We start from the raw sequence: 22,646 nt of genomic DNA on the forward strand, positions 1-22,646 counted from the left end.
TTCATGAAAACCCCATTCCAATGTGATTGTGCAGGCCGCGGAAGGGGCCGCGGCGGGCCGGTGCGTTAACCATGGAGAAAAACGGCATCCCGCACGTCGCGACGAGCGCGCGACCTTTCGCGACGGCGCCGCACCGGCGGGTTCGGCTTGCCGTCTTGGTCGCGCGAGCCTACCTATTCGTCATGGGCGTTCACCATCACGCGCACCACGCGGGCCAGGATCTGGTCGCTGCCGCCCGGCACGCGCTCGAGCGCGCGGGCGAGCAGTGGACGGGCATGCGCCAGAGCGTGTTCGAGGCGCTGACCGGCTTCGATCGGCCCGCCTCCGCCTATGACATCGCCGAGGAAGTTTCGAAGCGGCAGGGGCGGCGCGTTGCTGCGAACAGCGTCTATCGCATCCTCGACCTGTTCGTCGGCGCCAATCTGGTGCGCCGGGTGGAAAGCGCGAACGCCTATGTGGCGAACGAGCATCCCGATTGCCTGCACGACTGCATCTTTCTGGTCTGCGACAGCTGCGGGCAGACCACTCATATCGACGACGATTCGATCGCGTCCAACGTGCGCGGCGCCGCCGCAAAGACCGGGTTCGCGCCGGAGCGGCCGGTGATCGAAGTGCATGGCCGATGCTCGGACTGTGCTGAAGGCTGACAAGCATTTCATCCCGCGGTAACAGCGGGTAAGGGAGGCTGAATGTCCGATCTGCCCGAAACGCCACTGCTCGACTCGGTCCATTTTCCGTCAGACCTGCGCAAGCTGGAGCCGCAACAGCTGCGTCAGCTTGCCGACGAATTGCGTGCGGAGACCGTCTCGGCGGTTTCGGTGACCGGCGGTCATCTGGGCGCGGGGCTCGGCGTCGTCGAGCTGACCGTCGCCCTGCACTACGTGTTCGACACGCCGGACGACCGGCTGGTCTGGGACGTCGGCCACCAGGCCTATCCGCACAAGATCCTGACCGGCCGGCGCGACCGGATCCGCACGCTGCGCCAGGGCGGCGGATTGTCCGGCTTCACCAAGCGGACGGAAAGCGAATACGACCCGTTCGGGGCGGCGCACTCGTCGACCTCGATCTCGGCCGCGCTGGGCTTCGCGATCGCCAACAAGATCGCCGACAAGCCGGGCAAGGCGATCGCGGTGATCGGCGACGGCGCGATGTCGGCCGGCATGGCCTATGAGGCGATGAACAACGCGCGGGACGCGGGCAACCGGCTGGTCGTGATCCTGAACGACAACGACATGTCGATCGCACCTCCGGTCGGGGGACTCTCGGCCTATCTCGCGCGGCTGATTTCCTCCCAGGAATATATGGGCTTCCGGTCGCTTGCGAAGAAAGTGACGAAGAAGCTGTCGCGGCGCATGCACGATGCCGCGGAAAAGGCCGAGGAATTCGCGCGCGGCATGGCGACCGGCGGCACGTTGTTCGAGGAACTGGGCTTCTACTATGTCGGCCCGATCGACGGGCACAATCTGGACCATCTGATCCCGGTGCTCGAGAATGTCCGCGACGCAGACAAGGGGCCGATTCTGGTCCATGTCGTGACCAAGAAGGGCAAGGGCTATGCGCCCGCCGAGGCATCGGCCGACAAATATCACGGCGTCCAGAAATTCGACGTGATCTCGGGCAAGCAGGCGGCGTCGCCTGCCGGGCCGCCCCAATATCAGAACGTGTTCGGCGCCCAGCTGGTCAAGGAAGCGGAGCGGGATCCGACGATCTGCGCGATCACCGCGGCGATGCCGTCGGGCACGGGCCTCAGCAAGTTCGCCGAGAAATTTCCCGATCGCTTCTTCGACGTCGGCATCGCCGAACAGCATGGCGTGACCTTTGCGGCCGGACTCGCGGCGCAGGGCATGCGGCCGTTCGCGGCGATCTATTCGACCTTCCTGCAGCGGGCGTACGACCAGGTCGTGCACGACGTCGCGCTGCAGAACCTGCCGGTCCGCTTCGCTATCGACCGGGCGGGGCTGGTCGGCGCCGACGGCGCGACCCACGCCGGCAGCTTCGACGTGACCTATCTCGCGACCTTGCCCAACATGGTCGTGATGGCCGCCGCCGACGAGGCGGAGCTGGTGCACATGGTCCATACCTGCGCGCTGCACGACAGCGGCCCCATTGCGGTGCGCTACCCGCGCGGCAATGGCGTCGGCGTGCCGCTTCCCGAAACGCCCGAGCGGTTGGAGATCGGCAAGGGCCGCATCGTCCGGCAGGGCAAGACGGTCGCCATTCTGTCGCTCGGCACCCGTCTGGAGGAGGCGCTGAAGGCCGCCGACCGGCTCGATGCGCAGGGCCTGTCCGCCACCGTCGCCGACCTCCGTTTCGCCAAGCCGCTCGACGAGGCGCTGATCCGGCGCCTGCTTACCACGCACGAGGTCGCAGTGACGGTCGAGGAAGCGTCGATCGGCGGTCTCGGTGCACACGTGCTGACGCTGGCAAGCGACGCCGGCCTGATCGATGCCGGCCTGAAGCTCCGCACGATGCGTCTTCCGGACATCTACCAGGACCAGGACAAGCCGGAGCTGCAGTACAAGCAGGCCGGCCTCGACGCGGACGCGATCGTCGATACCGTGCTGAAGGCGCTCCGCAAGAACAGCGTCGGCGTGGTCGAGAGCGCGCGGGCCTGAGACCCGGGCATCGTTCCCGCGACCATTTGCAGCTTTTGACGCGACCGGAAGTGCCGGACAGATTGCCCGCCCGACGCCCCTCTGCTAGCTCCATGCCATGTCGCGTTCTGCTATCATCCTCATCCTGATCGTCGTGCTTATCGGCGGCGGGCTCTGGTATCTGTCCGGCGTCAATGCCGAAAAGCCGCTGACCCACGTCGAAAAGCCGATTCCGAATGAGAAACTGGGCAAGTAGGCGGCTGCTGGGCGGGGCGGCGCTGGCCGCCGCGCTCGCCGCCGTCGCGATCCCCGCCCTGGGCCAGGACCAGGCCCCCGAATCGCTGCTGCCGCCCGGCTTTGGCGAGACGCCGGTCGCGCCGACCCCGGCGCCCGGTGAGCCTGCGGCTCCTGCTGCCCAGCCCGGGGCGCCGGCAGCGCCCGGTGCCGAAGCGTCGCTGACCACCGAGGACCAGCAGGCGACGGCCGAGGAAGATACGCAGGCCGACCAGACGCAGACGGCCGAGGCGAATCCGCTCGACCTGCCGGACGCAGTCCGTCGCGATCCCGATATGGTCGGCGTGCTGACGGCCGACAATGGCGGCTATGGCGCCGACGAATGGGGCAATGTCGACGGCCGCTTCGCCTCGACGCTGATGCGCGACATCAAGGCGCCCGTCGCGTCGCGCTGGGTCCAGATCCTGCTCCGCCGCGCGCTCCTGACCCGTGCGCCGACGCCGGTGGGGATCGACGGCGCCGACTGGGTGGCCGAGCGCGCCTGGCTGCTGCTCCGTATGGGCGAGGCCGATCCGGCCCGGTTTCTGGTCGCCAGCGTCGATGTCGACCGGTTCAGCCCCAAGATGTTCGACGTCGCCCAGCAGACCGCGCTCGCGACTGCCGATCCGGCCGCGATGTGCCCGCTGACCGATCACGTGCCCGCCAGCGCCGACCAGACCAGCTGGGATCTGGTGCGGGCGATGTGCGCGGCGCTATCCGGTGACAACGGCACGGCGAGCGCGATCGTCGATGCGGCGCAGCATCGCGGGCGGGTGCGCGGCATCGACCTGCTGCTCGCGGAGAAAGTCGTCGGCGCCGGTGGCGGCCGACGCGCGATCAACATTGAATGGGCCGGCGTAGACAATCTGACCGCCTGGCGCTTTGGCCTGGCCAATGCCGTCAACGTTCCGATCCCGGCGGCGCTGTTCGATACGGTCGGCCCGCACGTCGAGGCGTGGCAGTATCGCGCGCCGATGATCTCGAGCGAGCAGCGGCTGGTGCCGGCCACCTGGGCGGCGAGCCTGGGCGTGCTGTCGAACGCCGCCTATGTCGACCTGATCGGCCGGGCGTATGAAGACGCCGATCCCGATACGGTCGAGGACACGCCCGGATTCAAGCTGCGCAATGCCTATTCGGCCGACGATGCCGGCGAACGGCTGGACGCCCTGCGCGCGCTCTGGACCGAGCCGAAGACCGATGTCGAGCGCTACGCCCGGCTGGTCCTGACTGCGGGCGCGGCGGCGCGGGTGGTGCCGAACGAGGATCATGCAGACGACGCGCGCAACCTGATCGCGGCGATGCTGACGGCCGGCTATGACGATGCTGCCGCGAAATGGGGCGCGGTCGCCGACGGGCTCGACGATGGCGACGACGGTTGGGCACTGCTCGCGGTCGGGGCGCCGCGGCGCGTGGTGACGCTCAGCGCACGCCGGGCCGGCGCCTATGTCGATCAGCAGGACGACGGCAGCCGCAAGGGCGCGTTCCTGGTCGCGGCGCTGGCCGGGCTCGGCCGTCTCTCGCCGCAGGAGGCGCAGAGCCTCGCGACGGATCACAAGCTGCCGCTGGGCCTCCAGAATAGCTGGACGCGCGCGATCGATCATGCTGCCGCGGAAAACCAGCCCGCGACTGTGGCGCTGCTTGCGGCCGCGGGCATGCAGACGCTGTCGTGGAAGGCGGTGCACCCGGCGTATTTGATGCACATCGTCTCGGCGCTGCGCCGGGTCGGGCGGGAGCCCGAGGCGCGGATGATCGCTGCCGAAGCCATCACGCGGGCGTGAGCGGCGACCGGGAGCTGATCGGACGGTTTCTGGAGATGCTGGCGGCCGAGACCGGCGCCGCCCGCAACACGATCCTCGCCTATCGAACCGACCTTGAGCTGGCGTCAGAAGTGCTGGGAGGCGATCTGGTCGCCGCCGACGAAGCCGCGATCGGGCGGCTCGCCGAAGCATGGATGCCGCTTGCCCGCGCCACCGTCGCGCGAAAGTCGGCGGCGCTGCGGCGCTTCTTCGTCTTTTTGCAGGAAGAGGGCTTCCGCGCCGACGATCCCGGCAAGGCGCTGCCACGGCCCAGCGCCGCGCGGCCCTTGCCGAAGGTGCTCGACCGCGTCGATGTCGACCGGCTGTTCGCCGAAATCGACCGGCGACTGGCTGCCGAGCATTCGCCTCCGGCAGACATCCGGCTGTCCGCCCTGATAGAATTGCTCTACGGCTCGGGTCTGCGGGCGACCGAATTGGTGTCGCTGCCGCGCGGCGCGATCGCGAGCGACCGGCCGTTCATCATCCTGAAGGGGAAGGGCGGGCGCGAGCGGCTGGTGCCGATCTCCGACCGCGCCCGCGCCGCCGTGGCGCGCTGGCGGGCGCTGGTGCCCTCCGACCAGCCGTGGCTGTTCCCGTCGGGCAAGAAGCATCTGAGCCGGGTGCGGTTGTTCCAGATCGTCAAGGCGCTCGCCGCCGCGACCGGCATCCCGCCGGATCGCATCGGTCCGCACGGGCTGCGCCACGCCTTCGCGACCCACTTGCTGGAAGGCGGCGCCGACCTCCGCGCACTCCAGGCCATGCTCGGCCACGCCGACATCGCCACCACGCAGATCTATACGCACGTGGATTCGCGTCGCCTGGTCGAGCTCGTGAATACCCGACACCCACTGGCGGATGAAGCATCCCGATGCGGCTGAGAGGCTTTCGCTGCAACCGTCCAGTAGTTTCCCCAAAATTCCCGCGATGCGCGCTTCCTGGAAGCAAAGCTGACGGGCCGCTTCGTCCCGAAGATCAACTTCATACTTCAGGCTGAAGGTGCGGCCGACACACGACAGTATCAGACCGGCAGTCGCGTAGGACAGCGAAATATGCTTTCGACCTGAAGCTGACTCTCGTCGTCGTCAGACTTGTTTGACAAATGCAGGGCCGCCATCTCGGTGGCCCTGCCACTAGGCTTTCATTCGGCTGGCACGGGCTGTGCCGGCCGTGCGACTCGTTGTTCAGCCTCGGCGTCAACATTCTCACCCCGAATGAAGCCAAGGATGTCGTTATTGAGAAGATCGGGATGCGTTGTCATCATCCCGTGCGGCATGCTGTCGGCGTAGGTTTTCAAAATGCCGTTCTTGAGCAGTTTCGCCGTCAGCGGGCCAGCGGCGGCATAGGGGACCACTTGGTCATCTCGGCTGTGAATCACCAGGACCGGCACTTCGATGCTTTTCAGATCCTCGGTGAAATCGGTTTCCGAGAACACCTTGATGCAGTCGTAGCCCGCATTGGCACCGCCCATCATGCCCTGGCGCCACCAGTTGCGAATAAGTTCTTCTCTCGTCTGAACGCCGGGCCTGTCGAAATTGTAGAAGGGCCCCGACGCCACGGCCATATAGAATTGCGAGCGATTCTCGGCGAGGGCGGCGCGGAACTGGTCGAAGACTTCGACCGGCGTGCCACCTGGGTTGCTCGGCTTCCTGACCATCACCGGTGGAATGGCGCTGATCAAAACCGCTTTGGACACGCGTCCAGGCTTGGCCCTTGCCAAATAGCGCGTCACTTCGCCGCCGCCGGTCGAATGGCCGACGTGGATTGCGTTCCTGAGATCGAGATGATCGGTGAGCTCGATCAGATCGGCGACGTAGGTGTCCATGTCGTTGCCGTAGTCGGGCTGGTCAGACCGTCCATGTCCGCGGCGGTCGTGGGCGATGACGCGGAAGCCCTTGGCCCTGAAGTAGAGGAGCTGGTTGTCCCAATCATCGGCGCTCAAGGGCCAGCCGTGACTGAACACGATTGGCTGAGCATCCTTTGCGCCCCAATCCTTGTAGAAAATGCTGGTGCCGTCTCGGGTGGTGAAGAAGGGCATTCGTGCCTCCCCTGCCTGAAGGCCGGCCAGCGTGACCGGCGCCGGTCCGATCAAACCGGAAAGGGCGGGCAGCTAAGCAACACGTCCGTCTAACGCTCCGACTCGGTCGCGACGACGACCACAGCGGTACCAGTTTTGAGGTGGCCCAGGAACGAGAATGCGGTAGATTGCGGACTCGTCACACATGCTGGGCCGTCTGCCGCCAACTCTTCGAGGAGCCTCGCCGGCGCATCGAAAAGGAGCACCACATGCACGGACGTCTTCAAAGCAAGGTCGCCGTCATTACCGGCGGCTCAACAGGCATCGGACTCGCCAGTGCCAAGGTTTTCGCCGAGGAAGGCGCGACCGTCTTCATCACTGGACGTCGTCAAGACGCCCTGGATGCGGCCGTTGCAGAAATCGGCCATGGGGCGATTGGCATACAGGGCGATGCCTCGCGTCTTGATGATCTCGACGCCCTCTACCGGCGAGTCAAGAACGAAGCCGGGCGGATTGATGTGCTGTTCGCCAACGCCGGCGGCGGCAGCTTATTGCCGCTCGGCGAGATTACCGAGGATCAGGTGAACGACACCTTCAACAGCAATGTGAAGGGCGTGATTTTCACGGTCCAGAAGGCGCTGCCGCTAATGGGAGCGGGGGGCTCGATCATCCTTACCGGCTCCACCGCTGGCGCGCGCGGCACCCCCGCCTTCAGCATCTACTCCGCATCCAAGGCTGCTGTCCGCAATCTTGCTCGAAGTTGGGCGCTGGACCTCAAAGGCACGGGCATTCGCGTGAACGTGCTCAGTCCCGGCCCTATTCGCACGCCTGGACTAGTTGGCCTCGCGGGCGACGACCACGATCAGCAGCAGGGCTTGCTGGATCAATTCGCCGGACTCATACCGCTCGGCCGCGTGGGCCGGCCCGACGAGATCGCTCGGACTGCGCTGTTTCTCGCGACAGAAGACTCAAGCTTTGTGAACGGGGCCGAATTGTTTGCCGACGGTGGAATGGCTCAGGTTTAATGTCGCACCGCTGCTACTCTCAACGCCGAACTTTTGAGTTCGACAAATACTAGGGCCAGGTTCCTGCGCGAGCGCCGAGTCTCTGCCTTCCACCCATCGAGAACGTTGCCCCTCTTTCTGCGGCGACACGAGGCCAGTGATTGCGTCGCCCCACATTGCGTTGGCGCGCGCAACCGCTTAACCGCCGCTCCGCATGATCAGCTTTCTCGATTTCGAAAAACCGATCGCCGAGCTCGAGGCGCGCGTTGCCGAGCTGCGCGAGACGGCGGCAGGCGGTACGGTCGACATCGACGCGGAGATCGGCAAGCTTGAGGCCAAGGCCGACAAGCTCCTGCGCGACACGTATGCGCGCCTGACGCCGTGGCAGAAGACGCAGGTCGCCCGGCATCCGGCGCGGCCCCATTTCAAACATTATGTCGCGCGGCTGGTCGACGATTTCATGCCGCTGGCCGGCGACCGCGCCTTTGCCGACGATCAGGCGATCATCGGCGGCTTCGGTCGCCTGAACGGACGCAAGGTGATGGTGATCGGCCATGAGAAAGGCGACGACACCGCCAGCCGCCTCAAGCACAATTTCGGCATGGGCAAGCCGGAGGGGTATCGCAAGGCGATCCGGCTGATGCAGCTTGCCGACCGCTTCGGCCTGCCGGTGGTGACGTTGGTCGATACTTCAGGCGCTTTCCCCGGCGTGCAGGCGGAGGAGCGGGGCCAGGCGGAAGCGATTGCGCGGTCGACCGAGCAGTGCCTGGCGCTTGGCGTGCCGATGGTCGCCGCGATCGTCGGCGAGGGCGGTTCCGGTGGCGCGATCGCACTGGCGGCGGCCAATCGCGTGCTGATGTTCGAGCATGCCGTCTATTCGGTGATCTCGCCGGAGGGCTGTGCCTCCATTCTTTGGCGGACGGCGGATCAGGCGCCGGCGGCGGCGGAGGCGATGAAGATCACCGCGCAGGATTTGCAGTCTCTCGGAATTATCGACCGCATCGTGCCGGAGCCGGTGGGCGGCGCGCATCGCGATCCGGACGGCGCGATCGAGGCGCTCGGCACCGCGCTGGGCGAAGCGCTCGACGAACTGGCCCCGCTCGATCGCGACCAGCTTCGGGCGGACCGTCGCGCCAAATTCCTGAAGATGGGGTCGCTTTAGAAACGAAACGGGCGGCGAGTTGCCTCGCCGCCCGTCCGTTCTTCGGCAGTAAGCGGGTGCTTACTGGACCATGTTGGTCGAAACGGTGTTGAAGGTCTTGCTGACCTTGCCGCCCAGGTTCGACATGGCGGTGATCGCGGCAACGGCGATCAGCGCGGCGATCAGGCCGTACTCGATCGCGGTCGCACCCTTTTCGTTGCGAATGATCTTGCGCAGGTTCTTCATGTTCGGTCTCCTTGGTCCAGTGCTTCCCCGTTGACCCGACTGGCCGTCCGAAGATCAACATCGTCTCTGCTAGTGGGGCGCTGTTGCGAAAAGTTAAACGCCGATCGGAACCGTGCCGTTAACCAGACACTGCAGGCAGATTGGTCGACGTGTTGGTGGTGCCGATCTTCAGCCCCAGGTTCGCCGTGGCCGCGATCGATGCGGCGGCGATCAGCGCGGCAGCCAGCGTGTATTCAAGTGCATGAGCACGCCGTGGTCTCGGCGGCCGCCGCCCAGCCTTTTCGCCTCGCATCCCGTTCCGATCGGAAGCGGAGGCGGGGCGGGTGCGCATCAGTGCGCCAGGACGTTCTCGGCGATGCCGTTCCACATGCCGATCGTCGTGTCCGCCAGCGCGCCGAGCGCGCCCAGCGAAGCGACGCAGATCAACGCCAGGATCAACCCGTACTCGATCGCCGTCGCGCCAGCGACGGATCGGGACAGGTTGCGAAGGAACTCGATGATCACGCCGGCCCCCAGTGGGTGCAAAGTGGTCGAGAAACTGCCCGATGGAAGTTAAGGAACATTTATGGCGCCCGGTTACCCGATCCTCCTTGTTGTCGCCGCGGCGCTGATGGATGCCGACGGCCGGATTCTGCTCCAGCAGCGCGCGCCGCGCCGATCGATGCCGGGGCTGTGGGAGTTTCCCGGCGGCAAGGTCGAACCCGGCGAGACGCCCGAAGCGGCCCTCGCGCGCGAGCTGGAGGAAGAATTGGGCGTGACCGTAGCACCCGACGCCCTGGCGCCGATCGCCTTTGCCAGCGACACGCTGGGCGAGCGGCACCTTGTGCTGCTGCTCTACGTGGCGCGGACATGGGCCGGCGAGCCGCGCCCGCTCGACGCAAGCGCGCTCCGTTGGGTGACGGTCGACGAGATCGATGACCTCCCGATGCCGCCCGCGGATGTGCCGCTGGTGAAGGCGCTGGCGGCGTCAGCCCCGCTTCGGGCGTAGCGCGTCCGCCAGGGACGCAGTGCCGCTGCCACGGCGCGCGGGTTGGGGCTGATCGGGCGCCGGCGACCAGCCCAGCAGATAGACGATCTCGATCGTCTCGCCGACCTTGCCGTCTTCATCGGCGCCGGCCTGGAACAAGGCCGCGGCCCGTTCGAGCGCTGCGCGGGTGAGCGGCGGCACGGCGTCCGCGAGCAGGTTGGTCGAGGCGGAACCGCGCAAGTCGGCGAGCGATGCGAACAGTGACGCGTAGCGCACCGTGACCCGCTCGAAATCGGCGACCGGCATTGTCAGCCCGGCGCGGGCGAGCAGGTCGCCGGCCGAGCGAACATCGATCTGCGGGTGGAGCCGCGCGACCGCACGATCCTCGGCACCGAGCAGGGCGGCGCGGAGCCGCGGCAGGCTGCCGGCACCGACAAACCCACCGAGAAACAGCCCGTCGGGCTTCAGAACGCGGCGGATCAGCGCCAGCGCCCCGGGCAGATCGTTGACCTGATCGAGCCCGCCACACGCGACGACCAGGTCGAAGCTGCTATCGGCGAACGGCAGCCGGTCTTCGTCGCACTGAATGCCGCCGGCCGCGCGTGCGAACCGGAAGCCCGGATCGGCCGAGACCGTGTCGATCCCGCGCGCACGCAGGGCCGTGCCGACCCGTCCGTTGAGACAATTTAGGTCGAGCGCATGGGCAAAGCTCCGCTGAACCGAATCCAGCCGGTCGAGCAGTTCGTCGGCCATCCGCGCGTGCAGGAAGTCGTGCGCGGCGAAATCCGGTGCCGCCCGGTCGCGGCGAAGCCGGCGGCGGCGGCGGTCGAAGATCTCGGGTGCGCTCATTGCGGTGCTTGTGGAGATCGAAGCAACGCGGAACAAGGGGGGCGTGACCCTGATCGCCGCCCCGATCCGCGCCGCCATTGACTTCGCGCTGCCGCCGCGTTGCCCGGCCTGCGGCGCGATCGTGTCGGACGACGATGCGTTTTGCGAGCCCTGCTGGTCGAAGCTGGACTTTGTCGTAGGGCCCGCCTGCGCGAGCTGCGGGCTTCCGTTCGAGCTGGACCGCGGCGAGGACGCGCTCTGTGCCGCCTGCTTGGCCGAGCGGCCGCCACACGACGGCGTGCGGGCAGCCGTCGCCTATGGCCCGGTCGCACGCGCGGTGGTCCTGAAGCTGAAGCATGGTGGCCGGATCGGCATGGCGCGGGTGATCGGGCGCTATCTCGCCCGCATCGCACCCGCCGAAGCCGACGCGCTGCTGGTCCCGGTGCCGCTCCACCGCTGGCGGATCTGGCGGCGCGGCTTCAACCAATCGGCATTGCTGGCGCGCGAGGTCGCCCGGCGGACCGGCCAGGAGGTGCGGCACGACCTGATCGAACGCCGCAAGCGCACGCCGATGCTTGGCGGCCTCGGCCGCACCGCCCGCGCGCGCACCTTGCGCGGTGCTTTCGCCGTCCCATCTGAAAAGCGGGCGGTGCTGAAAGGCCGGACGGTGTTGCTGGTCGACGACGTCTACACCAGCGGCGCGACCGCCGGCGCGTGCGCGCGAGTGCTGAAGCGGGCCGGTGCGGCGCGCGTGGTGGTGCTCTGCTGGGCGCGGGTGCTGCACGACAGTGTTGACGATGCCGCGGGCTTCGGCGACGGATCGGATTGAGGAGACAAGGCTTTGGCGAAGGTCGAAATCTATACCAAATGGGGCTGCCCCTACTGCCTGCGCGCGAAGAAGCTGCTGGACGGCAAGGGCGCGGCTTACGAGGAATATGACATCACCATGGGCGGCCCGCAGCGCGCCGAGATGATCCAGCGCGCGAACGGCCGCATCACCGTGCCGCAGGTGTTCATCGACGGAAAGCATGTCGGCGGGTCCGACGATCTCGCCGCGCTGGACGCGCGCGGCGGCCTCGATCCGCTGCTGAAGGCAGCCTGACGGCCCCATGCGTGCCGCCATTCTGCAGATGCAGTCGGGCGTCGACCCGGCCGCGAACGCGCACACGCTCGTGCAGGCGATCGCCGATGCGCGCGCGGGCGGGGCGGACATGCTGTTCACGCCCGAAATGTCGAACATGCTCGATCGGGATCGCGCGCGTTCGGAAGCGCATCTTCGGCCGGAGTCGGACGACGAGACCCTTGCCGTGGTCCGTGAGGCGGCGCGAGACGCGGGGCTCTGGGTCCATCTCGGCTCGCTGGCGTTGCGCGGCGAGGGAGGACAGCGGCTCAACCGGGGCTTCCTGATCGACGACGGTGGCGCGATCCGCGCGACCTACGACAAGATCCATCTGTTCGACGTCGACCTGCCGACCGGCGAGAGCTGGCGGGAGTCGGCCGTCTATGCGCGTGGCGGCCGGGCCGTGGCCGCCGACACGCCATGGGCGCGGCTGGGCTTTAGCATCTGCTATGACATGCGCTTTCCCGATCTGTATCGGGCGCTGACCGGCGCCGGGGCGACGATCCTTGCGGTGCCTGCCGCCTTCACCGTCCCGACCGGCCGCGCGCACTGGCACGTGCTGCTTCGCGCGCGGGCGATCGAGGCGGGCGTGTTCGTGATCGCCGCCGCCCAGGCCGGAAAGCACGAGGATGGTCGCGAAACTTTCGGCCATTCGCTGGTCGTCGACCCGTGGGGCGAGGTGCTGCTGGATATGGGCGATGCGCCGGGCCTGGGCTTTGTCGATCTCGATCTCGAGAAAGTGAAGGCAGTGCGATCGCGCGTGCCCGCGATCGACCATCGTCGCGACATTCCGCCCGTCGAGGTCGCGCGATGATCGTGTTCGACCTGAAATGCGGGCGTGCGCACATCTTCGAGGCCTGGTTCGGCTCCAGCGCCGACTATGATGACCAGCGCGCACGCGGGCTGATTGAATGCCCGATCTGCGGCGACCAGGCGATCGGAAAGGCGGTGATGGCGCCCAGGATCGGCGGCAAGTCCTCCGATGGGGACGAGGCGCCGGTCCCGGTCGCAAGCGCGCCGCCGCCCGAAATGAAGGCGCTGATGGCGAAGATGGCGGACCTGCAGTCGAAAATGCTGGAAGGCTCCGAATGGGTCGGCCGCCGCTTTGCCGACGAGGCACGCGCGATCCATCTGGGCGAGACCGGCCATCGAACGATCCACGGTGAAGCCACGCCCGCCGAAGCTACCGCGCTGAAGGAAGAAGGCGTCGAGCTGATGCCGCTGCCGTTTCCTGTAATTCCGCCTGACCAGAGTCACTGAGGCAACCGACTCGATCGTTACGGGTTGCAATCTTCCGTTCAGCCACGGCGCGCCAAGGCCGGCGCGAGGGTGGATCGGATAAGGATGAACAGATGATCGGTCGCTTCGCGTTGTTGTCCGGCCTGCTCGCGGGTGCGGCGGCTCCCGCCCTTGCCCAGGAGACCTCACCCGCCGCGCCGGCGCCGCAACCGCCGGTCCAGGCAGCGCCGGCTCCGGCAGCAGCGCCCGACGACGTGATGAGCGACGAGGAGGATATCGTCGTCACCGGCCAGCGCGAGCGTGGCACCGTGATCGGCGACATCAAGCCGGAGGTTCAGCTCAGCCCCGCCGATATCCGCTCCTATGGCGTCAACTCGGTCGCCGAATTGCTCACCGAACTCGCGCCGCAGATCGGAACCACCCAGGGCCGCGACCGCGGTGCGTCGGTCGTGCTGCTCAACGGGCTGAAGATCTCCGGCTTCAGCGAAATCCGCGATCTGCCGACCGAGGCGATCCAGCGGGTCGACATCCTGCCTGAGGAAGTCGCGCTCAAATATGGCTACAAGGCCGAGCAGAAGGTGGTGAACATCGTGCTGCGCCGTCGCTTCCGCGCGACGACGGTCGAACTCAGCGATCGGCTCGCGACGGACGGCGGCGCCAACCGCCCGCAAGCCGAAGCCAACCTGCTGCGGATCACGCCGGACGGCCGCTTCAGCCTCAACGGCGAATACACTCACGCCGGCCAGCTGTTGGAAAGTCAGCGCGACATCTTGCCCGGCACCGGCTTCGACCAGCGCGGCTTCCGCACGTTGCTGCCGTCATCGAACGAGGCCTCGCTGAATGCGGTCTACGCGCGGGGGATCGCGGACGGCGTGTCGGCGACCATCAACGGCCGCGTCGAGCATGACGACAGCCGTGCGCTGCTGGGCCTGTCCGCCGACGGCACCGGGCCGTTGATCACCCAGAACAATGATTCCCTGAACACGCGGCTTGCGACCACGCTCAACGGCGCGATTTCCGGCTGGCAATGGACCTTCACCGGCGCTTACGACCGCACCGAAACCGAGACGAAGACCAGCGTCACTGCCGATCGCGCGCATTCGACCGCGAGCAACCTGGGCGGTGATTTCACGATCAACGGCCAGCCACTGACGCTTCCCGCCGGGCCGATCTCGACCACCGTGCGGCTGAACTCCTCGACCAGCGATTTTTCAAGCCGGAGCACGCGCGGCGGCACGATCCGCACCGGCGACGTGCATCGGGATATCGGCGGCGGCCAAATCAACGTCGATCTGCCGGTCGCCAGCCGCGACCGCGCGGTTCTCGGCTTTCTCGGCAACATGTCGCTGAACGGCAATTTGGAGGTGCAGCAGCTCAGCGATTTCGGCACGCTCAATACCTATGGTTTCGGGACGACCTGGTCGCCGTTCCGCGCGCTCAACATCATCGCCTCCTATTCGGATGAAGAGGGCCCGCCGACTGCGCAGCAGCTCGGCAATCCGGTGATCGTGACGCCGGGCGTGCGGGTTTTCGATCTGGTGCGCGGCCAGTCGGCGATCGTCACCCAGATCACCGGTGGAAACCGAAATCTGCTGTCGGACGATCGCCGCGTGCTGAAGCTGGGCATGACGCTCAGGCCGTTCAGCGAGACGGACCTGAGCCTGACCGCCAACTACACGAGCGCGCGCACGAAGAACGCGATCGAATCCCTGTCCTTCCCGACGGCGGCGATCCAGGCAGCGTTCCCGGATCGCTTTATCCGTGACGAGGACGGAAATCTTGTCTCGATCGACGCGCGGCCGGTGAACTTCTTCCGCGAACGGAGCGACCAGCTGCGCTGGGGCATCAATTTCTCGAAGCGGATCAAGGACAGCACCGCCGAGCAGTTCCGGGCGCTCGCCGCAGCAGGACGGATTCAGTTCCCGGGCCGACGGCCGGGCGGACAGAGCGGCACTGCGACCGGCGCGGGCGGGCAGCGGGGTGGCGGTGGACGGTTCGGCGGCGGCGGGCGCGGCGGCGGCGGTTTCGGCGGCGGCCGGCTTCAATTCGCGCTGTACCATACTTGGCATTTCAAGGACGACGTCCTGGTTCGGCCGGGCGGCCCGTTCATCGACCTGCTGAACGGCGGCTCGACCGGGCGCGGCGGCGGCCAGCCGCGGCACGAAATCGAGGCGCAGGCGGGGATCACCCGCAACGGCCTTGGCGCACGGCTGAGCGCGAATTGGCAGAGCGGCACCACCGTCCAGGGCGCGAGCGGGCTCCCCGGCGACGATCTCCGCTTCGGATCGCTGGCGACGGTCAATTTCCGGCTGTTCGCGAACCTGGGCGGCATGCCGAAGGTGGTCGCGGATCATCCCTGGCTGCGCGGATCGCGGGTCACCGTCTCGATCGACAATCTGTTCAACGAACGCCAGCGCGTGCGCGACGCGACCGGGGTGACGCCGGTCAATTACCAGCCCGACCTGCTCGACCCGCTCGGCCGCACGATCCGGATCAGCTTTCGCAAGCTGTTCTACTCCTTGCCCTCACGAGGCAGCGCCCGGCCGGGAGACGATTGACCGGACGGACGCCGAAGGGCAGGACTCACTCCGCGTGCGCCCGTAGCTCAGCAGGATAGAGCATCAGATTCCTAATCTGAGGGCCGTGGGTTCGAATCCCGCCGGGCGCACCACATTCGCCGCATTAGTCGCCATCGGGATCGCCGAGAGGATCGGCTGGCACCTTGCCGGTGCCGAGCGGAGCAAGACCCGCCTTGCGCAGGCTCGTGTTGACCTCCGGAACTCCGGCCTGGGCCTGCTTCCACTCGCTCTCCAGACGCGTGAGCTGGTCGCCGGCGGCACGCGCGGCGGTCAGTTGGGCGGCGGTCGGCGCGGCCGCGCCTTCCGTCACCTGCGCATAAAGCTGGTCGAGGTTGCGCTGCGTGTGCGCAAGCCCGTCGCGATTGCTGCTCGTATCGCCGTTCAGAACGCTCTCGATCTCAGTGTCGAGGCGCTTGATCGCCGGATCATCGAGCTTCGCGCTCTTCAGCTGGGCCTGTTGCGACTTGGCCTGGGCCAGCATCGTCGTCGCCCGGGTCAACAGGTCGCTGACGGCGAGGCCGAGATCGCGCTGTTGCCTCAGCGCTTCGGCGGACGCCTTGACGCGGGGATCGGGCTGCAGCGTCAGCGGCTGGTCCAGCGTCTTGCCGTCGACGATCAGCCGGACGGTGTAATCGCCGGCAGTCGCCATCGGGCCCAGCGGCAGGCGCGGCGTCGCATGGGGCACCGCCGAAATCGGGAAGCCCCGACGGGCGCTTGCCGGCGCGGTATAGTGCAGGTCCCAGACCCAGCGGTGCATGCCGCCCGTGCCCGACAGGTTGCGGGGCGGGATCATCCAATAGGGCGGCACCAGCCCCTGCCTGATTTCCGCTTCCGTGATCTCCGCGGGATCGTCGCTGCGGTAGCGGCGCACGAGCTTGCCCTGGCCGTCCAGAATCTCGAGCGTGACGGGACCCTTGGCGTCCCTGGGCAGGTAATAGTCGATGATCGCGCCGGCGGGAGGATTCTCGCCGGTCGGCTCGTCCGGCGGCATCGGCGTGTCCGTCCAGGTGCTGCGGGCGACGCGATAGGCCGCGGCCGGCTTCAGCAGCGTTGCCTGACTGGCCGCGGCGGCGGTCATCTGGCGCAGCGGCGTGATATCGTCGAGAATCCAGATCGACCGGCCGTGCGTGCCGACGATCAGGTCGTCGTCCTTGATCGCCAGGTCGCGCATGGAGGTGTGGGGCAGGTTGAGCTGGAGCGACTCCCAGTGGGCGCCGTCATCGCGCGAGACCCACACCGCCTTTTCGGTGCCCGCGAACAGCAATCCCGGCTGCACCGGATCTTCGCGCACCGCGTCGACGGCGGCGTTATCTGGAAGGCCCGCGACGATGGACTCCCAGGTCTTTCCGCCGTCGTGCGTGCGGAAGATGTAGGGGCGCTGATCGTCGATGCGCATCCGGCTGACCGAGATGTAGGCGGTGTTCGGGTCGAAATGCGAGGCGTCGATCTGCGTGACCTTGCTCCACGCTGTCATCGATGGCGGGGTGACGTCGGACCAGTTCTTGCCGCCGTCGCGGCTGGTCCATACCAGGCCGTCATCGGTGCCCGCCCACAAGACGTTGCTGTCGCGCGGCGAGACGCCCAGCGCATAGACGGTGCCGCGCTGGCTCTCCATGCCGGGGCCGTGCATCGTGCCGACGCTGGCGGGGAGGCCCGGCTTCTCGCGGGTCAGATCGGGGCTGATCGCCTCCCATGTCGTGCCGCCGTCGCGGGTGCGATAGACCTTGCTGGTCGCGTAATAGAGCGCGTGCGGATCGGAGGGCGCGAACATGATCGGCTGGGTGCGATCCACCCGATCCGCGCCGGTGAGGACGGGAACGGGCGTGACGTTTTCGACCAGGCCGGTGGACACGTGGAAGCGCGAGACCTCCGAGCGGCCCGCGCCGTAGACCAGGTCCGGATCGAGCGGGTCCGGCGCCACCTGGGCGTATTCGCTGGCGCCGACCGGATGCCAGTCGCGCACCGTCACCGCGCCGTCGTTGCCGCGGCTCGAAATGCAGACCGAGCCGCTGTCCTGATAGCCGCCGCACACGCGGTAGGGGAAGGTGTTGGTCGTGGTGACGTGATAGAGCTGGCCGGTCGGCTGATTGAACCAGGTGCTCCACGTCTTGCCGCCGTTCAGCGTGATCGTGGCGCCCTGGTCGACGGCATAGGCGATGATGTCCGGATTGGCCGGATTGATCCAGAGGTTCTGATAATCGTCGCCGCCCGGTGCGCCGCGCACGGGACTCCAGGTTTTGCCGCCATCGACGGACTTCATCGTCATGATGCCGGAAATGTAGACAATGTCCGGATTGGTCGGGTGCGGGCGCATCACCGGCAGGTCGTTTTCCGAGATGCTTGCCAGGGGACGCGGATCGTCGGTGATGCGCGCCCAGGTCTCACCGGCATCGTCGGAGCGATAGAGCCCGCTGCCCGGGGCGCCCTTGCCACCGGTCTCTGAGCGGACCGACACCGTCGCGTAGAGCCGCTGCGGGTTGGCCTGGCTGACCGTGACGATCGCCTGCGCGGTGTTGGCCGGAAGGCCGTTTGTCAGCTTGCGCCAGGTGGTGCCGCCGTCGGTGGATTTGAACAGCCCGCCTTCGGGCCCCTGATACTGGTTCCTGTCTTCCCACGGGCCAAGTCGGTCCTGCCACAGGCTGGCATAGACGGTTTGCGGCTGGCTCGGGTCGATCGCGACCGAGTAGGCGCCGGTGTTCTCATCCTTGAACAGCACCTGTTGCCAGGTGTTGCCGCCATCGAGCGAGCGATAGACGCCGCGTTCGGCATTCGGGCCATAGGGGTGGCCGAGCACGGCGGCGAAGACGCGATTGGGGTTCGTCGGATCGACCGCCAGGCCGGGGATTTGCTGCCCGTCGCGCAACCCGAGGTGCGTCCAGGTCTTGCCCGCATCGGTGGATTTATAAATCCCGTCGCCGACCGACAGGTCCGGCCGATGCTGTCCCTCGCCGCTGCCGACATAGAGGATGTTCGGATCGGAGGGCGCCACAGCGATCGAGCCTATCGACTGGGTGGGCTGATCGTCGAACAGGGAATGCCAGGTATTCCCGGCATCGTCGGTCTTCCAGACGCCGCCGTTGACGGCGCCGATGTAGAAGACGTTCGGCTGCGTCGCGACGCCGGTCACCGCGCGCGTTCGGCCGCCGCGGAAGGGACCGATCATGCGCCACTTCATCGCGCTGGCGACCTGCGCCGTGGCCGGCGGACCGGCCCGCGGGCTCGATGGAGCCGGCTTTGCCGCGAGGCTGGAGGTGCAGGCGAGGCCCGCGGTGGTGAGCAAGAACGTCAGAACGCGCATGTCTTCGATATCCGGAGCTTTGAAGCCCAGTGGCTGGGCATCCAATGATGTGACGGGAACCTGAGCGCGCCGCGGATCATGAAGAGCAAAGAGTTACAGATGAATTCCCCCGCGACGAATCCGGACGCTAACGAGGATCAAGATTATTTGGAAGAGTCCCGGGCCCCCCTCCGGCGGTCCAGTGCAGCCGATTTCCGAATGATCTGACAGCCCCATGGGCCTGATGCCGGGAACGCCCTGCATCTGTGTGAGATTCATCACCTTTCGTTCGTGTGCGGCCGCACCGACCCTTTCCGCCCGATCGGGCACATCTGGGGCACCGGCCATGGTGGCCGGCGGGTGATCCGGGGGACAGTCAAGGCTCGGTCATCCAGCATCATGGATGGAGGAAAGAATGTTTCATTCCAAACTGTTCGGCAGCCACGGCTTCCGCAACCTGCTGATCATCGGCCTGGCGTCGTCGCTCGCCACCCCGGCGATTTCGTCCGGCTATATGAAGATCAGCAACAATCCCGACGGCACGCGGACGGCCAGAATCTCCTATGCCGATCTCGACCTGTCTTCGTCCGACGGGCAGCGTGAGCTGAACAAGCGCGTGAAATCGGCCGTGTCGCGGATCTGCTCAGAGCCCGGTTCTCTTGCATCGGCCGAGCATGCCTGCCGCGCGAACGCGTCGAAGTCGACGCAGGCGCAGGTTTTCGCGGCGGTGGAGCGGTCGCAGACTCGTCTGGCCATGGCGACGCCCGGCCGCTGAAGTGATCCGACCCCCTTCGAGGCGGTGGCCTCCGGGCCGCCGCCTCTTTTGCTGCTCGGCTATCGCTCCGATGCCGGATCCCCGTCATAAGGAGGCCGCAGGCGCAGCACCGGCTTCGGCCGGGGACTGGTATGAAGGTCGCCCACGAAGTCGGTCGTAATGCCCTTGGGGTGCATCGCCGCGAGCTTCGCCACAGCATCCGAGAAGTCTTCAGCAACCTGGCGTTGCGCCTGATTTACGAAACGATAGCCGAGATAGTGGGCAGATTCGCCGCTGCGGACCGCCGATACCACGAGTGCGCGCATGTTATCGGTCCAGCCGGTTCCGAACTTGGCAGCTGCGAGCTCCAGGCCGGCGATATAGGCGCGAAGACGCACGAACCGGTGATTATCCCAGCCCAGCTTCAGCGGCTTGCCCGGGGCGATCGGATCGGTCTTCGCATTCTCGTGCAGGCGCTCCGCAATGACCCTGCCGGCAGCGCGGCCGCGGCAGTCCAGGTGTTCGATCATCGCGGTATTCATATTGAACTGAAGGCCGCCCTCATTGTCGCCTAGTCCGATATGCACGATGCGGTCGCGATAGCCGGGCACATCCATCGCCGAATAATCATTCCACTGCCTGGCGGTATCCACGATCCGCCATCCGAAGTTCTGAAGCTGCTGGAACGGCGAGCCGCGCCAGAAGCTATTGATCAGCGCAATCCGGCTCTGGTTGTCGGCCGCCATGTAGACGGTCCGTGGCCGCTTGAAGCACGCAAGCGCAAGCACCGACTCAGGGCGTTCGAACTCCTCATTCGGATCAAGCAGGTTGACGCAGAAGGTCGGACGCGTGGGAAGCGGTGCGTCGAACAGATGGATGGGGAAATTTGACGTGATGCCGCCGTCCGAGAACCAGAGCGGCACGAGTTCCGGCGCCATTCCCTTGCCTCGGCGACGCAGCAGGTGCAGCGGAACGGCCTGGAACAGCAACGGAAAGCTCATCGACAGGCGCGTCGCGAACAGCACCGGCATATGCTCGGGCGCCGGCAGCCTGAAAAGGTCGCCATCGATCTGCCCACCATTCGCCGCTCTCGCGTCCGGACTGATCCCCTTTGCCGGGGCCGCGGCCATGGCGTTGACGATCACGCTAGGCAAGACCTTCCGAAGCTCCGATCTGCGCGCGTAGATTTCGTCCTCACTCGAAAGGAACGGCAGCTGGATCAGCTTCCCGCGCGTCAGGTCGGAGGCAATGACGGTGAGGTCGATCGCGCGTCCGTCCATCTTGCGTGCTGTCCAGAGGTCGCCGAACGTCAGCGGCTTCGTGATCGGCAGGCCCGCCAGCGCCTGGAGCTGTGCGTGGGTCCAGTCGATCAGCCCCGTTCCGTTCGGTCCGATGCCGGGGCAGAGCCCGAACCCGTTTTTTGGCAGCGTCAGCATCGCGCGCCATATTTTCCGTCCCGGCCGCCAGGCGAGAAGACCGCCGACCGCCGGCGTGCCAACGAGGGCCGCGAGCGTCCAGTCGACCGCCTGCCAAGCGCCGGTCGCCGGGTCGAACCAGGCCAGCAGCGTCGCCAGCGACGCGCCCCCGACCACGCTTGCGGCGACGGGCTTGGCGATCGTCGCGAAGTTGAACATGCGCTTCTTTGCCCGATGCGGCGTGCTCCTGTCGCCGGCCACCATGCGCCACAGCAGATTGAACAGCGGGCGAGTTTGCCTGGTTGGAACGAGCAGCCGCTCCAGCTTGGTGCGGCCGTCCTCCTCTTCGCCCAGCACGTGCGGCAAGCGCCCCAGCTCATTCAGCGCATTGGGATTGCTGCCGGTCAGCCGGCCATATTCCATGGCCGCCGCTGCCGCCGCGGCGATCGCGCCGACTGACGTCCCGCCGATCGAGCGGAGGCGGTAGAGCCTGGCGATCTCGACCACGGCGCCGGGATAGACGATGCCGCTGGTGACGCCGCCGCGCATCACGATGTCGCATTCCAGCTTCGGAAGCGCCTCGCCGGTTGTCGTCGATTCGATCATGGGCGGAATCCGGATTGTGCCAGGTCGGAGACGACACCCGCCGCCTCGCGAACCAGCCCGGCCAGCGCCGGCAGGTCGGTGACGACCATCCTGCGGCGTTCCTGGGCAACGATTCCCTGGCTGGCGAGAAATCGCATCTCGCGCGTCACGGCCTCGCGGTGCGTGCCGATGCGCGAGGCAAGCTCGGCGTGGGTGGGAAAGGGCTCGACCACGGCGGCCTGGCCATTGCCGTGCGAACCGCAGAGGCGCAGCAGCTCGCAATGCAACCGGCTGGGCACCCTTAAAGCGTTCAGTTCGAAAACCTTCTCGGTCAGGTCGCGAATCTGGGCCACCAACCGGCGCGCGAGCCAGCCGGCAAGGGCCGGGGATCCGCAGGTCGCGTTCCGGAACACGTCGCCCGGAACGCTTGCCAGCAGGCAATCGCCGAGCGCGATGATGGTGGCTGAGCGGGGCTGGCTGTCGAGGGCGGCGAGTTCCCCGAACATGGCGCCTGCGCCAAGATCGCGCAGGATCACCTCGCGGCCTTCGAGGGAGAAGATCGCGACCTGCACGCGCCCGTCCAGCACCAGAAAGACATTGGTGCCGCTCGATCCCATAGCGGTGAGCGTCTGGCCGCCGCGCGCGCGCACAAGCGTGGCGTGCTCGCCCATCTGCTGCGCAAGGCCATCCGGCAATGCCGCCACGACCGACGGATAGCGGGCCAGCAAATTGGGCATGCGCGTCCCCCCTGCCGCGCAGCATGATACTCCTGCTCCGGGATCGGTTCAAATGGGAGCCTGACCCCCCAACCTGC

The 22,646-nt window shown here is 67.0% G+C and carries 21 protein-coding genes and 1 tRNA gene; 15 read left to right on the plus strand and 7 right to left on the minus strand.

From position 1 onward, the window contains the following. Positions 1-182: 182 nt before the first annotated feature. The 5 genes from SCH01S_RS01165 to SCH01S_RS01180 all read left to right on the plus strand — a co-directional run bounded on the left by SCH01S_RS01165 (position 183) and on the right by SCH01S_RS01180 (position 5,541). Positions 183-647: a Fur family transcriptional regulator gene (locus SCH01S_RS01165; RefSeq protein ID WP_046346936.1), complete on the plus strand. Its 465-nt coding sequence runs from the start codon at positions 183-185 to the stop codon at positions 645-647. 42 nt (positions 648-689) lie between these two features. Continuing rightward, entirely contained in the window at positions 690-2,615 is a 1,926-nt protein-coding gene (gene dxs, locus SCH01S_RS01170) for a 1-deoxy-D-xylulose-5-phosphate synthase (RefSeq protein ID WP_046346937.1), read from the plus strand. Between the two features lie 97 nt (positions 2,616-2,712). Then, positions 2,713-2,850 carry a hypothetical protein gene (locus SCH01S_RS16275; protein WP_157032756.1) on the plus strand — a complete coding sequence of 46 codons (138 nt, stop codon included), beginning with the start codon at positions 2,713-2,715 and terminating at the stop codon, positions 2,848-2,850. After that, positions 2,831-4,645, plus strand: a complete 1,815-nt coding sequence (locus SCH01S_RS01175) for a hypothetical protein (protein ID WP_046346938.1) — start codon at positions 2,831-2,833, stop codon at positions 4,643-4,645. The genes SCH01S_RS16275 and SCH01S_RS01175 overlap by 20 nt, the downstream gene beginning before the upstream one ends. Then, entirely contained in the window at positions 4,642-5,541 is a 900-nt protein-coding gene (locus tag SCH01S_RS01180; RefSeq protein WP_245612126.1) for a tyrosine-type recombinase/integrase, read from the plus strand. The genes SCH01S_RS01175 and SCH01S_RS01180 overlap by 4 nt, the downstream gene beginning before the upstream one ends. A 260-nt stretch (positions 5,542-5,801) precedes the next feature. On the opposite strand, the gene SCH01S_RS01185 is transcribed toward SCH01S_RS01180, so the two are convergent. Further along, positions 5,802-6,698 (minus strand): alpha/beta fold hydrolase, encoded by an 897-nt coding sequence (locus SCH01S_RS01185; protein ID WP_046346978.1) that lies wholly within the window; start codon positions 6,696-6,698, stop codon positions 5,802-5,804. Between the two features lie 248 nt (positions 6,699-6,946). Between SCH01S_RS01185 and SCH01S_RS01190 the strand changes: the two genes are divergently transcribed. Further along, complete coding sequence (locus SCH01S_RS01190; protein ID WP_046346939.1) at positions 6,947-7,702, plus strand: SDR family NAD(P)-dependent oxidoreductase; 756 nt, start codon at positions 6,947-6,949, stop codon at positions 7,700-7,702. 193 nt (positions 7,703-7,895) lie between these two features. Then, complete coding sequence (locus SCH01S_RS01195) at positions 7,896-8,843, plus strand: acetyl-CoA carboxylase carboxyltransferase subunit alpha (RefSeq protein WP_046346940.1); 948 nt, start codon at positions 7,896-7,898, stop codon at positions 8,841-8,843. A gap of 60 nt (positions 8,844-8,903) precedes the next feature. Here SCH01S_RS01195 and SCH01S_RS01200 read toward each other — a convergent pair whose 3' ends face one another. Together SCH01S_RS01200 and SCH01S_RS01205 are read right to left on the minus strand one after the other, a co-directional pair. Then, complete coding sequence (locus SCH01S_RS01200; protein WP_046346941.1) at positions 8,904-9,068, minus strand: Flp family type IVb pilin; 165 nt, start codon at positions 9,066-9,068, stop codon at positions 8,904-8,906. Positions 9,069-9,398: 330 nt separating this feature from the next. Then, on the minus strand, positions 9,399-9,569 hold the full coding sequence (locus tag SCH01S_RS01205) for a Flp family type IVb pilin (RefSeq protein ID WP_439645793.1): 171 nt from the start codon (positions 9,567-9,569) through the stop codon (positions 9,399-9,401). Between the two features lie 64 nt (positions 9,570-9,633). Between SCH01S_RS01205 and SCH01S_RS01210 the strand changes: the two genes are divergently transcribed. Further along, positions 9,634-10,056, plus strand: a complete 423-nt coding sequence (locus tag SCH01S_RS01210) for a (deoxy)nucleoside triphosphate pyrophosphohydrolase (RefSeq protein WP_046346942.1) — start codon at positions 9,634-9,636, stop codon at positions 10,054-10,056. Here SCH01S_RS01210 and SCH01S_RS01215 read toward each other — a convergent pair. Beyond that, positions 10,036-10,884 carry a methyltransferase domain-containing protein gene (locus tag SCH01S_RS01215; RefSeq protein WP_046346943.1) on the minus strand — a complete coding sequence of 283 codons (849 nt, stop codon included), beginning with the start codon at positions 10,882-10,884 and terminating at the stop codon, positions 10,036-10,038. The two genes, SCH01S_RS01210 and SCH01S_RS01215, sit on opposite strands and share 21 nt — an antisense overlap. A 43-nt stretch (positions 10,885-10,927) precedes the next feature. Between SCH01S_RS01215 and SCH01S_RS01220 the strand changes: the two genes are divergently transcribed. From SCH01S_RS01220 to SCH01S_RS01240, 6 genes are all read left to right on the plus strand, one after another. Next, the gene (locus tag SCH01S_RS01220) at positions 10,928-11,692 is read left to right on the plus strand and encodes a ComF family protein (RefSeq protein ID WP_245612127.1); all 765 of its coding nucleotides are present in this window, start codon (positions 10,928-10,930) and stop codon (positions 11,690-11,692) included. A 12-nt stretch (positions 11,693-11,704) separates the two neighbouring features. Beyond that, entirely contained in the window at positions 11,705-11,965 is a 261-nt protein-coding gene (grxC, locus tag SCH01S_RS01225; protein ID WP_046346944.1) for a glutaredoxin 3, read from the plus strand. A 7-nt stretch (positions 11,966-11,972) separates the two neighbouring features. After that, positions 11,973-12,797: a carbon-nitrogen hydrolase family protein gene (locus SCH01S_RS15645; protein WP_052733708.1), complete on the plus strand. Its 825-nt coding sequence runs from the start codon at positions 11,973-11,975 to the stop codon at positions 12,795-12,797. Next, a complete protein-coding gene (locus SCH01S_RS01230) occupies positions 12,794-13,243 on the plus strand; it encodes a DUF1178 family protein (RefSeq protein WP_046346981.1) in 450 nt (149 codons plus the stop codon). Before SCH01S_RS15645 ends, SCH01S_RS01230 begins: the two co-directional genes overlap by 4 nt. Before the next feature lie 92 nt (positions 13,244-13,335). Next, entirely contained in the window at positions 13,336-15,780 is a 2,445-nt protein-coding gene (locus SCH01S_RS01235) for a hypothetical protein (RefSeq protein WP_046346945.1), read from the plus strand. A 36-nt stretch (positions 15,781-15,816) separates the two neighbouring features. Next, positions 15,817-15,893 (plus strand) — tRNA-Arg (locus SCH01S_RS01240). Positions 15,894-15,904: 11 nt separating this feature from the next. On the opposite strand, the gene SCH01S_RS01245 is transcribed toward SCH01S_RS01240, so the two are convergent. Next, positions 15,905-19,099: a WD40/YVTN/BNR-like repeat-containing protein gene (locus tag SCH01S_RS01245; RefSeq protein WP_046346982.1), complete on the minus strand. Its 3,195-nt coding sequence runs from the start codon at positions 19,097-19,099 to the stop codon at positions 15,905-15,907. A gap of 394 nt (positions 19,100-19,493) precedes the next feature. Between SCH01S_RS01245 and SCH01S_RS01250 the strand changes: the two genes are divergently transcribed. Further along, complete coding sequence (locus tag SCH01S_RS01250) at positions 19,494-19,853, plus strand: UrcA family protein (protein ID WP_046346946.1); 360 nt, start codon at positions 19,494-19,496, stop codon at positions 19,851-19,853. 59 nt (positions 19,854-19,912) lie between these two features. Here SCH01S_RS01250 and SCH01S_RS01255 read toward each other — a convergent pair whose 3' ends face one another. Beyond that, positions 19,913-21,853: a patatin-like phospholipase domain-containing protein gene (locus SCH01S_RS01255; RefSeq protein ID WP_046346947.1), complete on the minus strand. Its 1,941-nt coding sequence runs from the start codon at positions 21,851-21,853 to the stop codon at positions 19,913-19,915. Continuing rightward, on the minus strand, positions 21,850-22,569 hold the full coding sequence (locus tag SCH01S_RS01260; protein ID WP_046346948.1) for a Crp/Fnr family transcriptional regulator: 720 nt from the start codon (positions 22,567-22,569) through the stop codon (positions 21,850-21,852). Before SCH01S_RS01260 ends, SCH01S_RS01255 begins: the two co-directional genes overlap by 4 nt. Between the last annotated feature and the right edge of the window lie 77 nt (positions 22,570-22,646).

Source organism: Sphingomonas changbaiensis NBRC 104936 (assembly GCF_000974765.1).
Classification (GTDB): domain Bacteria; phylum Pseudomonadota; class Alphaproteobacteria; order Sphingomonadales; family Sphingomonadaceae; genus Sphingomonas_B; species Sphingomonas_B changbaiensis.

Bases quoted from the DNA above. Each gene is read 5' to 3' on its own strand.
- SCH01S_RS01235 (WP_046346945.1), top strand. From the start codon at position 13,336: ATGATCGGTCGCTTCGCGTTGTTGTCCGGCCTGCTCGCGGGTGCGGCG.
- dxs (WP_046346937.1), top strand. From the start codon at position 690: ATGTCCGATCTGCCCGAAACGCCACTGCTCGACTCGGTCCATTTTCCG.
- SCH01S_RS01165 (WP_046346936.1), top strand. From the start codon at position 183: ATGGGCGTTCACCATCACGCGCACCACGCGGGCCAGGATCTGGTCGCT.
- SCH01S_RS01175 (WP_046346938.1), top strand. From the start codon at position 2,831: ATGAGAAACTGGGCAAGTAGGCGGCTGCTGGGCGGGGCGGCGCTGGCC.
- SCH01S_RS01210 (WP_046346942.1), top strand. From the start codon at position 9,634: ATGGCGCCCGGTTACCCGATCCTCCTTGTTGTCGCCGCGGCGCTGATG.
- SCH01S_RS01250 (WP_046346946.1), top strand. From the start codon at position 19,494: ATGTTTCATTCCAAACTGTTCGGCAGCCACGGCTTCCGCAACCTGCTG.
- SCH01S_RS16275 (WP_157032756.1), top strand. From the start codon at position 2,713: ATGTCGCGTTCTGCTATCATCCTCATCCTGATCGTCGTGCTTATCGGC.
- SCH01S_RS01195 (WP_046346940.1), top strand. From the start codon at position 7,896: ATGATCAGCTTTCTCGATTTCGAAAAACCGATCGCCGAGCTCGAGGCG.
- SCH01S_RS01260 (WP_046346948.1), bottom strand. From the start codon at position 22,569: ATGCCCAATTTGCTGGCCCGCTATCCGTCGGTCGTGGCGGCATTGCCG.
- SCH01S_RS01230 (WP_046346981.1), top strand. From the start codon at position 12,794: ATGATCGTGTTCGACCTGAAATGCGGGCGTGCGCACATCTTCGAGGCC.
- SCH01S_RS01255 (WP_046346947.1), bottom strand. From the start codon at position 21,853: ATGATCGAATCGACGACAACCGGCGAGGCGCTTCCGAAGCTGGAATGC.
- SCH01S_RS01190 (WP_046346939.1), top strand. From the start codon at position 6,947: ATGCACGGACGTCTTCAAAGCAAGGTCGCCGTCATTACCGGCGGCTCA.
- SCH01S_RS01185 (WP_046346978.1), bottom strand. From the start codon at position 6,698: ATGCCCTTCTTCACCACCCGAGACGGCACCAGCATTTTCTACAAGGAT.
- SCH01S_RS01215 (WP_046346943.1), bottom strand. From the start codon at position 10,884: ATGAGCGCACCCGAGATCTTCGACCGCCGCCGCCGCCGGCTTCGCCGC.
- SCH01S_RS01245 (WP_046346982.1), bottom strand. From the start codon at position 19,099: ATGCGCGTTCTGACGTTCTTGCTCACCACCGCGGGCCTCGCCTGCACC.
- SCH01S_RS01200 (WP_046346941.1), bottom strand. From the start codon at position 9,068: ATGAAGAACCTGCGCAAGATCATTCGCAACGAAAAGGGTGCGACCGCG.
- SCH01S_RS15645 (WP_052733708.1), top strand. From the start codon at position 11,973: ATGCGTGCCGCCATTCTGCAGATGCAGTCGGGCGTCGACCCGGCCGCG.